The organism is Streptomyces spinosisporus, from assembly GCF_022698145.1.
Classification (GTDB): Bacteria; Actinomycetota; Actinomycetes; order Streptomycetales; family Streptomycetaceae; genus Streptomyces; species Streptomyces spinosisporus.
In genome coordinates this window covers 522,785-535,022 of the sequence record NZ_JALDAX010000001.1, presented here as the reverse complement: position 1 = coordinate 535,022, position 12,238 = coordinate 522,785, and the positions used below count along the sequence as shown (strand labels likewise).

The window sequence follows — 12,238 nt, the reverse complement described above, 5'->3', positions numbered from 1 at the left end:
GGACGCTGTGGCGTCGTCTCACCTCTTCTCGCTCACCGCGTACACGGCTCCGTAGCCGCTGATGTAGGCCACGGAGCCGGCCACGGCGGGCGAGGAGAAGGAGTTGACGCCGCCCATGTCGGACTTCCATCGCCTACGGCCGCTCTTGGCGTCCACCGCGAACAGGCAGCCGTCCACGCCGACGTAGACCAGTCCTGCGGCGGCCGTGAGCGCGGATGTGGCGATCTTGGAGTGGAACGTCGTCTTCCATCGTCGGTGGCCGGTGGCGGCGTCCACGCCGTACAGGCTGGGACTGTCGGCGCCCACGCAGACGATGCCGTCGGACACGGCCGGGGCGGCGTTCACCGGGGCGTCCGCGGCGAACGTCCATCGCTTGCGGCCGGTCGCCGCGTCGAGCGCGTACAGATGGTGGTCGCCGCTGCCGGCGAAGACGGTGCCGTCGGACACCGCCGGGGAGGTGGTGACCTGGCCCTTGGTGGGGAAGGTCCAGCGGCGGTGGCCCGTGGCGGCGTCCAGCGCGTACACGTTGTGGTCGTAGCTGCCGACGTACACGACGCCCCCGGACACGCACGGCGAGGACCGGATGACGCTGTCGGCCTGGAAACGCCAGCGCAGGCTGCCGTCGGCGGCGTCGAACGCGTAGACGTAGCCGAAGAAGCCCGCGGCGCCCATCGCGGAGGCGGTGGCGTACAGGACTCCGTCCACGACCCGTGGGGCCGCCGGGGTCTCCATGCTGCCCTCGAGACGGACGGTCCAGGTACGCCGGCCGGTGGCCGCGTCCAGCGCGTACAGGTAGAGGTTGTCGTCGGCGACGTAGACCGTGCCGCCCGACACGACCGGTGATCCCGTGCGGCCGTGGGTGCGGTGGGACCAGCGCTGCCGACCGGTGGCGGCGTCGAGTGCGTACAGGCGGTCGCGGAAGTCGGCGTCCACTGCGCCGACGTAGACGACGCCCCCGGAGACCGCCGGTGAGGAGTCGTCGCTGAACGTGTCGTCCATACCCCCTTTGAAGACCCAGCGCTGTTCGGAGTCGGCCGTGGTCAGGTCCGGGAACAGGCTTTCCGCTTCCCCGAACAGCCACTTCAGCGCCTTCCAGCCGCCGTAGCCGACCCCGCTCAGGGCGGCCGCGGCGACGGCCGTACTGCCCGCGCGCACCACCGCGCGTCGCGCCGGGCCGGACTCGTCCGTCGCGTCCTGGGTTCGGCCGGGGCGTGGTTGCTGTTGCTGTTGCTGTTGCCGTCGCGGTTGCGGTTGCGGCGGGCGTGGCGCCGGGCGGCCTGGATCGAGCATCGTCGGCGTATGAGGTATCTCGGCGCGGAGGGTGACGAGGTCCGCTATCTCCCCGGGCAGCCATCCCTTCACGTCGGCGGACCGGTCAGGGCCTGCCTCCGCCCCCTCTCTGAGCAGCTCCATGAGTTCGCCGACCTCGGGCCGGTCGCCGGGATCCTTGTGCAGGCAGCTCGCCACCACACCGCGCAGCGACTCGGGCACCCGCTCCAGCAGCGGCTGCTCGTGCACGATGCGATACATCACCCCCTGCGTGGGCCCGTCGCCGAACGGCCCCGCTCCCGTCACCGCGAAGGCCAGCACGCAGCCCAGCGCGAACACATCGGTCGCCGGACCGACCGGCCGTTTCCCGGTCAGCTGCTCCGGTGCCATGAAGGCCGGCGTCCCCACCGCCACACCCGTGGTGGTCAGCGCGCTCGCGTCGTTGGTGACCGAGATGCCGAAGTCGATGACGCGCGGCCCGTTCTCGGCCAACAGCACATTCGACGGCTTCAGGTCCCGGTGCACCACCCCGGCCCGGTGAATGGCCTCCAGCGCCTCGGCCAGCCCCGCCCCCAGCCGCCACACCGTGGTCCGTGGAAGCGGACCCGCGTCGGCCACCGCGTCGTGCAGCGAGACACCGCCGACGTACTCCGTCGCCAGCCAGGGCGGCGTCGCCTCCGTGTCGGCCGCCACCACCGCCGCCGTGAACACCCCGCTCACCGCCTTGGCCGCGGCGACCTCGCGCGCGAACCGGCGCCGGAACCGGTCATGTCCCGCGACCTCCGGCCGGATCACCTTCACCGCCACCAGCCGCCCACCGCGCGACTCGGCCAGATACACCCGCCCCATACCGCCCGCACCCAGCAGCGCGAGGACCCGGTACGGCCCCACCCGCCGGGGATCACCCGCCTCCAACTGCCCGAAGCCACCTGCGCGGCCCACTGGCCCCTCCCGACCCCTCGGCCCCACTCGATCCCGTCATGCCCGTCAAGTCCCTCGTCGTGTCTCAGAGTCGGGCCCCCGCCGTTGTCCATCCAGGCCCCGAGGCCACTCATGAACAACTGGTCAACAATCCGGCGCGAGCCCGCCGATGCCCGACCGGGTCGCCAAGTGGGCCCACGCGCACGGGAGTCGGGTCAGTTCCCGCCCGCGGTGGTGGGCCGGTAGGCGGTGACCGTGATGGTGGTGCTCCAGTCCCCGTCGTCCTTGTCCAGGACCTGGATGACCGCGATGTCGTGGGTGAGGGTGTCCCGGACGCAGAACCATGTTCCGGCCGGGACCTGCGGGAAGCGGACCTGGTCCGCCACCGGATGCTGGGCGATGCCGACCGCGCAGCGGGCCGGGCCGACGGGGGACTGCCCGGAGATGTAGGCGTCGCTGGAGTCCTGGAGGTCGTACGCGCCCTTGCTGTCGCCGCCCGCGTCCGTGGACAGCACCCACGTCCCCTTCGACGCGACGCGACCGCGGCCCAGGTCGATCAGGCTGTCGGCCCCGGGCAGGGTGAGGGGCCGGGGGGCGTAGAGCCGGCGGTAGCCCGCGCCGACGGGTCCGGGCACGCTGCCGGGCGTGGACAGGGGCGGGCTGTGCCGGTAGTAGTCGAGGCTGAGGTCGGCACCCCAACTGCCCGTGTCGGTACTGGAGACGCGGAGTACGGCGATGTCCCCGGTCAGCCACCAGCGCAGGCAGAACCAGCTTCCCGCGGGCACCTGCGGCCAGTGCACCTCGTCCTCCACCGGATGCCGGGCGACATCGGCGGCGCACTGGGCGGGGGTGATGCGTCCCGAACCGGCGACGTACGCGTCGGTGGCGTCCTGGAGCGAGAACCCGCCCTTGCTGTCGCCGCCCGCGTCGGTGGAGAGCGTCCAGTACCGGCTCCCCGTCACCACGTCACCGCTCATCAGGTCGATCTCGTGCTCGTCGTCCCGCAGCGCCACCGGCCGGTTCCGGAAGACCGTCTCGTAGCCGTACGACGCCGAGGCACGGGGCGTGGCATCGCCGCGATGGAGGGTGAGGGCGAGCACGACGGCGAGGACCAGGGCGGCGGCCAGCGGCACAACGAGCTTGAGCGAGCGCCGGGTTCGCCCACGGCGCGCGACGCCCTTCAGAACGTCGGCCACACGATGCTCGCGCCGGGCGATCCTGGCGGCGAGCGGGGCCGGCAGCCAGTTGCCGTGCGGACGGCCGTTGCCGGACGACTCGATGATCTGCCGGGGCGTCGGACGCCGCCCGGGGTCCTTGTCGAGGCAGCGCGTGATCAGCTCACGCAGCGCACCGTCGTGGACGTCGAGTGCCCGTGCGTCGGGCGCCCCCTGGATGATCCGGCCCGCGACCTCACCGGGGTTGCCCTCGCCGAACGGGGTCAGTCCCGTCGCCGCGTAGGTCAGCAGGCCGCCGAGTGAGAAGACGTCGGACGGCGGGCCGAGCGGGCGGCCGTCGATCTGCTCCGGTGACATGAACGGGACGGTGCCCACCGCGACTCCGGTCTCGGTCAGCCGGGTGCCGTCGGCGGCGCGGGCGACACCGAAGTCGATCACCTTGGGGCCGTCGCGGTCGAGCAGGACGTTCGACGGCTTGAGGTCGCGGTGCAGCACGCCCGCACCGTGGATCGCGGCGAGCGCCTCCGCGATGCCGGCGGCGAGCGCCCGCACGACGCCGGGCTGGAGCGGCCCGCTCGTGCGGATCACCTCGGCGAGGGACGGGCCGGAGATGTAGGTGGTGGCGAGCCAGGGGCGCTCGGCGTCGGCGTCCGCGTCGACCACGGCCGGTGTGTACGGGCCCTGCACGCGGCGCGCGGTGGCGACCTCGGCGGCGAACCTGCGCCGGAAGGCCGCGTCCTGGGCGAAGTCCGCCCGCACCACCTTCACCGCCACCGGCCGCCCACTCGCCGACGCCCCGAGAAACACCTCCCCCATCGCCCCTGCCCCGAGCCGCCCCAACAGGCGGAACGCCCCGACACGTTCCGGGTCCGCTTTCCGCAGCGGCTCGACGACCGGGGGGTCCACGGCCGTGGGGGCGGGGGACGGGAGTGGCTCGGGGTTCGGGTGCGGAAGGGACGGCTCCGGGTTCGGAGGCGGAAGGGACGTCTTCGGGCTCGGGTGCGGAAGGGACGTCTTCGGGTTCGAGTGCGGTGGGGACGACTCCGGGTTCGGGTGCGGTGGGGACGACTCCGGGTTCGAGTGCGGAAGGGACGTCTTCGGGTTCGAGTGCGGTGGGGACGACTCCGGGTTCGGGGACGGAAGGGACGGCTCCGGGATGGGGCGCAGAGGGGACGGCGATGCGTGGGCGGGGGATGTGGCCGGGGCGCCGGGCGGAGTCGGGACGGATGGTGTGGCGGGCGCGGGAGTTGAGGCGGCGTCGGTCGCCGGGACCGGGGCGGCGGGAGTGGGGCCGCCGCCATCCGACGGCGAGGCCGGAGCGGCGGAACCCCGAGCAGTCGTCCGTGAAGCGGTGGCTGACGGATCCGGGGTGGGCGGGTGCGGAGGTGTGCCCGAGGCCCCTGCCCCTGGATCGGGCGTGTTCGCAAGGGAGTTGAGGCGGGACCGGGCGGCCGGTAACTGGCGTGGGTCGAGACCGGGTAACCGGCTCAGCAGGACGACAAGGTCCGCGCCGAGCAGACGGGCCTCGACGGGATCGGTCACCCGCTCCCAGCACCAGTGGGCGCTGCGTGCCGCCGCCACCGCTCCTGAAGTGTCCGGCACTCCCCGGGCCGTGCGCCGTTTTGCCGCGGTCAGCCACCAACGGGTCGCCGTGCCCATTTCTCCGGCCGCGCGAGCGACGTCGGCGCGGATCTCGGCCCAACCCGCCGCCTCGGCGCTCTCGACGCCGTACACGCGGACGGCGTCGCCCTCACACATCTCGGCCGCCACGGTCGCCCTCCCGTACTCCCCCGCCTCGGTCAGCCGCCGTATCACCGCGCGTGCCTCGGCCGACGATGCGTCCCACCCGGCCGGGGCCTGCCGACTCGCCAGGGGCTCCGCGCCCTGCACCCGCGGCGGGGACCCGGCCGCGTCGTCCTCGGATTCGCCCTGTCCCGGGAGCAGTTCCGGATGAGTGGCCCGCAACTGCGCGTCCAGTTCTTCCCATCGCACCCGCCAGGCGTCCACGTCGCCGCCGCAGGCGGCCACCAGAGCCAGCGTCACATCGAGGGTGGGGAGCCGGTGCCCGGCGGCCGCGTCCGACAGCGCCGAGTGCGAGTACCGGGCCCGCCGTGACAGCTCGCGGTACGGCGGCGAACCGGCCGCGGCGCGCAGATCACGCAGCCCCTGGGCGAAGTCGTGCAAGGGACCGTTCGGAATCGGCGATTCCCGCCTGCCCACGCCGCACCCCCAGGCCGCTCGACGAGTACACGCCAACCCTGGCGCACCACCTGATTCTTCGCCCCACCCAACTACCCGTCAATTGCTGGGCACTTGAGTACCAACGAACACAGCAGGGCCGTCGAGCACGTCCCGGCGCCGGGTCAGCCGCGGAGGGTGACGCCGAAGCGGGTTCTCATGCGGCGGAGCTCCCACAGGGAGACCGCGGTCACCGACAGGGGGCCGCCGAGCGTGGAGCAGAACTGGACGACGGCGGAACCGGGCGGCGCGCCGTCACCGATCACGTTCAGAGCCGCGAACACCCACACCAGGGTCATGGTGAGGACGGGCGGCAGCATCGGGTGGACCTGGGCGCTGTTGAAGGCGCTGCGGGCCGAGTACAGCGACGCCATGAACCAGAAGGGGAAGCCCCACACGATCACGGCCAGGGAGGCGACGGCCAGGACGTACTCCCACCAGTCCTTGCCGTCGTCGGCGTTGACGGTCAGGGCCGTCACCACGAGGATGCCCCAGACCACGACCAGGGTCAGCACGTACCAGCCGACCGCCTTGAGCGGCGCGCGCAGCCGGGAGCGCAGGTGCGGCCGCAGGTGCGGGGGCGCGTAGTAGATGAAGCCCACGATGACCAGGGGCGCGGCGACGATCAACACGAACGGGGCGATGAGGAGTTGGGCGGCGCTGCTCTCCGCCGCGTCCTGCCAGCGGTTCGGGTCCACGTTGTAGGCGAGGATCAGTCCTACGGTGGCGAGCGCACCGAGCACCGTGCGGGCCATCTGGACTCGGTCCACGGTGCGGTCCACGATCCGGTTGTCGCCCTCGTTCGCGAAGAGCCTGGTGGCCACGCGGTGCGCGGAGCGCAGGAGCGCGCCGATGAGCCCGAACGACAGGCAGCCGCCGCGGCGCCGGGCGGCGGGTCTCGTGGGCTGTGGGCCGTAGGGGTATGGCTGCGGGTACGGGGGCTGGTTCGGGTGCGGATACGGCGGCTGGTTCGGGTACGGGCCCGGTTGCGGTTGCGGTGGGCCGTAGGGGCCGCCCTGCGGTGGTCCGTACGGAGCGCCCCAACCGCCCTGTCCTCCCGGCCCGTTCCCGCCGGGCTGGCCCGGGCCGGTTCCCGGCCCCCATCCCCCCGTAGCCATGCTTCTCTCCGATCGCTCTCAGCCGGTTCCTGTGTGGTGCATCGACCTCGCGGCAGTGTGGCACACATGGTGGCCCGCGCCACAGTGGGTGACGGACGTGCCGCGCAAAGTGAGACCCCGTCAGCCTTCCGGTGACGCGCCCAGTCCGGTCAGCGCGCCCACCGGGTCGAGGTCGGGGGTGCCGCGGGGCCACCAGTCGTCGTGGCCGGGCTCCGACTCGTACGCGTACCACAACCCGTCGCGGCCCAGGCGGAGTTGGACATGGCCGCGGGGGTGGGTGAGGTGGTTGCGCCAGGGGCGGAAGGCCGGCAGGTCGGCGGCGAGGAGCAGGGGGCGGGCACGGTCGAAGCGTCCGGCCGGCGGGTCCCAGGGCTCCTCCAGCACGGCGAGCCCCTCGAGTCCGCCCTGCCGCCAGGCGGCGACCGCGCGGGCCAGCTCGGCGGGGGTGCGGTCGGCGGAGGAGGCGAGCGAGGCGTAGAGCGCACGGGAGCCGGCGGTGAGGCCGGAGCCGGGGCGGGCCGCCGCGAGCCGGACCGCGTCCTGCCACAGCGTGAGTTCGCCCACCGGGTCGCGGCCGGTGCCGAGCAGGGCGTGGGCCCGGGCCGCGGCGTCGGTCGCCAACTGGTCCAGCGCGAAGGGGTCGGGGCCGCCCGGAGCCGCGGGATAGACGGGGGGTTGTTCGGGGTGTGGCGGCACGGGCAACGGCGGTGGCAGGGGTGGCAGTTGGCGGGGCGCGAGGACGTCCGTGGCCCGTACGCCCGGGAGCGGCGCCGGCTCCTGCTCACGGACCGCGCGCGCTGCCCGGGCCGCGCTCATACGGGACAGGGCGTCCAGCAGTTCCCGCTCGCCGCGGCCCCGCAGCAGGAGCAGCACGAAGGGGTCGGCGTCGAGCAGACGGGCCGTCTGGTAGCAGAGCGCGGCCGCGTGCTTGCAGGGGTGGCCGCGGTCGGGGCAGCTGCAGTGCGGGTCGAGATCGCGCGGTCCGGGCAGCAGCGGCACTCCGCAGTCGGCCAGGGACTGGGGCAGCTCCTTGTCGAGCAGCGCGGCGATGTGCCCCGTCCGCTCGGCGGCGGCCTCCAGGAACCGCGTCCAGTCGGCGTCGCCCAGGGTGCGCAGCCGCACCTGCACGCGGTACGGCCGCGGGCGGCTGCCCTGCACATAGGCGAGGACGAGTCCCGGTGTCACCGTGATGGCGTCGACGTTGCCCTGCTCGGCATAACTCCGGCCCCGAGCCAGCCGCTTGGCATCCAACGCCCCCTCCTCCAACGCCGTCATCCAGGCATTGCCCCACCAGGTGGCCGCGAAGCGGTTGTCGGAGGCGGGGGCGGAGGTATCTGCGGAGGCGGAGGTATCTGCGGAGGCGGAGGTATCTGCGGAGGCGGAGGCGGATGCGGCGGCGTGGGACGGGAACGCCGGGAAGGTGCGCCGCAGTTCGCCGTCACGGCCGGGAGCGGCCATGGAACGGGGGCGGTGAGACACGCTCGCGCCGGGCTCGTGGGGGGCTTCGGCAGGGGGGCGGGGCTTTCCGGTTGGGTGGGGCTTGCCGACCGGGGGTTGGGTCGCTTGGGCCGGGGGTTGGGTCGCTTCGGCCGGGTGGTGGGCGTGTCCGGCCGGGAGGTGGGGCGGTTGTGCCGAGGGGTGGGCCTCTCCGGCCGGGGGCTGGATGCCTTCGGCCGGCGGGTGGGCCTCACCGGCGGAGGGCCGGATCCCTTCGACCGGGTCGTGGGCGTGTCCGGCCGAGAGGTGGGGCGCTTGTGCCGAGGAGTAGGCCTCACCGGCCGGATGGTGCAAAGACCCGGCCGCTCGCTCCGGGACGGCCTCGTCCGGGGTGGAGGTCCGGGGAGCCCGGCTGCTGACCGCCCGGGGCGTTTCGTCGCTGGCGTGGACCTGCGTCGGCTCGTCCGCCGAGGAGGGCATACGGAACAGGTCGGCCGACAACTCCCGCAAGTCACGCGCCTGGACGCCGGTCGTACGACGCGGGGCGTCGCCGCGAGGCCGGGCGGACGCGGTGCGCCGAGGCCGCTGTTCGGCTTCCGCCCGGGCCCTGCGCGCTCGCGCGGCCCGCAGTGCCTCCCGCGCAACATCCCCGGGCCGTGCACCCGCGCGGTCGCCCTCCCGGTCCTCGGGCGCCGCCTCCGGAGCGGGCGCTTCGCGCGCCGGCTCGGGTGCCGCGGTCGGCTGCGTGGACGTTCTGGCCGAGACCGCCCGGCGTAGCGCCGCCCGGGCGGCGTCACCGGGCCGCGGCGCGGGGGACTCGGACACCTCGGGCTCGTCAGGCGCGGATGCGGGGGCGGCTGCGTCTGCCGGTGCCGGTGCGGCGGGAGTCGCCGTCGCGTCGGAGACCAGGTCCTGCTCGGCGGCATCGCGTACTACGGCCCCGCGACCTACAACTCCCTCCCGTCCGGCGGCCTCATCGCCCCCTGCGGCCTCCTCACTCTGGGCAGCCTTCTCCCGCCCCTCAGCCGTCTCCTTCCCCGCGGTCCCTTCGCGCCCAGCAACCCCCTCCCGCTCGACGGCCTCTACCCGCCCCGCAACCCCCTCGCGCCCGGCAGCCCCCTCCCGCCCAACAGCCTTCTCCCGCCCGACCCCCCTCTCCCCCTCCCGCGCCTCCCTCAGCGCCCTGCGGGCCTCGTCGGCCGGGCCCGGGGTCATGTTGTCCTCCTGAGGGTGACCAGGTCGGTCAGCTCGCGGTCGGTCAGGTCTGTGAGGGCCGATTCGCCGGAGCCGAGGATGGCGTCGGCCAGGGCGCGCTTGGACGCGAGCATCTCGGCGATGCGGTCCTCGACCGTGCCCTCGGTGATGAGGCGGTGGACCTGGACGGGCTGGGTCTGGCCGATGCGGTAGGCGCGGTCGGTGGCCTGTTCCTCGACGGCGGGGTTCCACCAGCGGTCGAAGTGGATGACGTGTCCCGCGCGGGTGAGGTTCAGGCCGGTGCCGGCCGCCTTCAGCGACAGCACCAGCACGGGTGTCGCGCCGGCCTGGAAGCGGTCCACCATGCGCTCGCGCTCGGGCACCGGCGTGCCACCGTGCAGCAGGTCGACCGGGACGGCCCGGGAGGCGAGATGCGCGGTGATCAGCCGCGCCATGCCCACGTACTGCGTGAAGACCAGGGCCGAGCCGTCCTCCGCGAGGAGGGTGTCCAACAGCTCGTCCAGGAGCGCGAGTTTGCCGGAGCGGGCGAGCAGGCGGCCGTCGGCCGCGGCCTCCTCCTTCAGATACAGCGCGGGGTGGTCGCAGATCTGCTTCAGCGCGCCGAGCAGCTTGAGCACCAGGCCGCGGCGTGCGATGCCCTGCGAGGTCTCGATGGTCTGCAGCGACTCCCGCACCACCGCCTCGTACAGAGCCGCCTGTTCACGGGTGAGCGGCACGGGGTGGTCCGTCTCGGTCTTGGGCGGCAGCTCGGGCACGATGCCGGGGTCGGACTTCTTGCGGCGCAGCAGAAAGGGGCGCACCAGCCGGGCCAGCCGCTGCACGGCCTCCTCGTCCTCGCCGTTCTCCACCGCACGCGCGTGCCGGGCGCGGAAGGACTTCAGCGGGCCGAGGAGTCCCGGTGTGGTCCAGTCGAGCAGGGCCCACAGCTCGGAGAGGTTGTTCTCCACGGGTGTGCCGGTGAGCGCGACGCGTGCCGGTGAGGGGATCGTGCGCAGGGCCTTCGCCGTCGCGGAGTACGGGTTCTTGACGTGCTGCGCCTCGTCCGCGACGACCATGCCCCAGGGCTGCTCGGCGAGGCGCGGTGCCGTCGTGCGCATGGTGCCGTAGGTCGTCAGGACGAAGCCGCCCTCCAGGTCCTCCAGGCTGCGGTCCGGGCCGTGGAAGCGGCGGACGGGGACGCCGGGGGCGAAGCGCTCGATCTCCCGCTGCCAGTTGCCGAGGAGGGAGGCCGGACAGACCACCAGGGTGGGCGCGCTGCGGGCGCGCCGCAGGTGCAGCGCGATGACCGTGATCGTCTTGCCGAGGCCCATGTCGTCGGCGAGGCAGCCGCCGAGGCCCAGGCCGGTCATGAGGTCCAGCCAGGCCAGGCCACGGAGTTGGTAGTCGCGGAGGGTGGCGTGCAGGCCGGGCGGCGGTTCGGCGGGACGGATCCCCGCCGTGAGCCGGTCGCGCAGGGCGGCCAGGGCGCCGACCGGGACGGCCTCGACCGCCTCGCCGTCCACGTCCGCGCTGCCGCTGAGCGCGACCGAGAGCGCGTCCACCGGGTCCAGCAGGCCCAGTTCGCGCTTGCGGGCCTTGCGGACGAGGGCGGGGTCGACGAGCACCCAGCGGTCGCGCAGCCGCACCACCGGGCGGTGGGCCTCCGCGAGGGCGTCCATCTCGGTGTCGCTGAGCGGGTCGCCGCCGAGCGCCAACTGCCAGCGGAACTGCAGCAGTTCCTCGCTGTCGAAGAAGCCCGTGCCGTCCGTCGCGGAGCCCGGCGCGGGCCGTACCACCGCGGTCGCGCTCAGGTCCTGGGCCAGGTCGCGCGGCCAGTGCACGGCGACGCCGGCTGCCGCGAGCCGGGTCGCCGCCACGCCGAGGAGGTCGCCCAACTCCTCGTCGGACAGCGCCAGGACGTCCGGCACGTCCTGCTCGGAGAGCCGGTCGAGCGGTGGCCAGATCCGGGCCGCGCGCCGCACGGCGAGGGCCGCGTCCACGCGCGCGCGTGGTCCGAACGCCGCGTCCGCCTCGCCCGCCCACAGGGCCGCCGCGTCGGCGACCAGGGTGGGGTCGGCGAGGCTGTGCACCTGGACGATCGCGGCGCCCGCGGTGCGCACGTGCTCGTCCCGGTCGAACAGCTCGTAGGCCGACAGGTCGAGGCGCAGCGAGATGCGCACGCCCGCGTCCATGCCGGCGGCGACCTCGGCGGCCCAGTCCGCGGCGGCGGGCAGATGCTGCGGGCGGCGGTCGGCGAAGGGCCTGCCGGAGGCGTGCGGGGCGGCGGGGGTGCGCGGGAGGGTGTCCGCGACCGCGTCCAGGAAGGAGCGCATCAGGGCCTGCGGCTCGGGCAGCCGGAGCGGGCCCGGTCCGGGCAGCGGGACCGCATGGCCCTCGTACGGCAGCGCGGCGGCGACCGCGCGCAGGTGCGCGATGTCGTCCGGGTCCAGGGGCCCGGCCCGCCAGGCGTCGTGGCCCGTGGCCGTCAGGCCGGGCAGCAGGCGTCCCCGCGCGGTGAGCCGGAGCGCGTGCAGCGCCGCGGCTCCCCAGCAGGCGGTGGCCGGGTGGGCGGCCGGGTCGCGCCGGGCGCGGACGAGCAGGGGCAGGGCCCCGGCGACGGGGAGGGACAGCGCGGGAGCGGTCCTGCGTCGTACTCCCGAGCCGTGCCGGCGTACGACGGTGAGATCGGTGAGCTCAGTGAGATCGCCGTCCCCGGTGGGCAGCGGGTCGCCGTCGGGGTCCCAGAAGGCGATCCGGCCCTCCCTCGGCACAGGGGCGGGCAGGAAGACGGCCGCGAGCCGCACCGGAACGGACGACTCCGCCCCCTGCTCGCGCTCGGCCACCGCAGCCGTGTCGCCCATACGACCTGTCACCTCCCGCCCGTGC

Annotated in this window: 5 protein-coding genes; all 5 read right to left on the bottom strand. The window is 74.4% G+C overall.

Going from position 1 to position 12,238, the window contains the following annotated elements:
• Positions 1-18: 18 nt before the first annotated feature.
• Positions 19-2,211: a serine/threonine-protein kinase gene (locus tag MQN93_RS02265; RefSeq protein ID WP_242708062.1), complete on the bottom strand. Its 2,193-nt coding sequence runs from the start codon at positions 2,209-2,211 to the stop codon at positions 19-21.
• A 194-nt stretch (positions 2,212-2,405) separates the two neighbouring features.
• Positions 2,406-5,549 (bottom strand): protein kinase domain-containing protein, encoded by a 3,144-nt coding sequence (locus MQN93_RS02260; RefSeq protein ID WP_242708061.1) that lies wholly within the window; start codon positions 5,547-5,549, stop codon positions 2,406-2,408.
• Positions 5,550-5,728: 179 nt separating this feature from the next.
• Positions 5,729-6,721: a hypothetical protein gene (locus MQN93_RS02255; RefSeq protein ID WP_242708060.1), complete on the bottom strand. Its 993-nt coding sequence runs from the start codon at positions 6,719-6,721 to the stop codon at positions 5,729-5,731.
• A 120-nt stretch (positions 6,722-6,841) separates the two neighbouring features.
• Positions 6,842-9,373: an SWIM zinc finger family protein gene (locus MQN93_RS02250; RefSeq protein ID WP_372504249.1), complete on the bottom strand. Its 2,532-nt coding sequence runs from the start codon at positions 9,371-9,373 to the stop codon at positions 6,842-6,844.
• Entirely contained in the window at positions 9,370-12,213 is a 2,844-nt protein-coding gene (locus tag MQN93_RS02245; RefSeq protein WP_242708058.1) for an SCO1167/SCO6262 family helicase, read from the bottom strand. Before MQN93_RS02245 ends, MQN93_RS02250 begins: the two co-directional genes overlap by 4 nt.
• Positions 12,214-12,238: the final 25 nt, after the last annotated feature.